The sequence below is a fragment of the Vibrio sp. 10N.222.48.A3 genome (assembly GCF_041475345.1).
In the GTDB taxonomy this organism is placed as follows: domain Bacteria; phylum Pseudomonadota; class Gammaproteobacteria; order Enterobacterales; family Vibrionaceae; genus Vibrio; species Vibrio tasmaniensis_A.
The window spans coordinates 1-250 of the sequence record NZ_JBFRVX010001678.1 but is presented as its reverse complement, the minus strand read 5'-3'; the positions used below and the strand labels follow the sequence as shown (position 1 = coordinate 250).

The window sequence follows — 250 nt, the reverse complement described above, 5'->3', positions numbered from 1 at the left end:
GTGTTGGCTTCGAGTGATTATGTTGCTCAGTATATCTTGCCCATTATTGTGTCCGAGGTGTCGAAGGACGCGCCCCATATCAACTTGGCTTATCGTTTGTGGCAGCCTAACTTCCTTGAAACGCTTAATGAATCAGGTATTCACTTGGCGTCGAGTATGTTCCCCAAAAAGCCAGATCATGTCTCAAGTATCAAGCTCGGAGAGGATAAGTCCGTGTGTTTGATGAGAGCCTCTCATCCGCTGGCTAAGC

1 protein-coding gene is annotated in these 250 nt (G+C 47.6%); it reads left to right on the top strand.

Annotated features, from left to right (window positions below; translation table 11 throughout):
* The coding region (locus tag AB4653_RS28375; protein WP_372105971.1) for a LysR substrate-binding domain-containing protein at window positions 1-250 on the top strand (250 nt) is incomplete at both ends.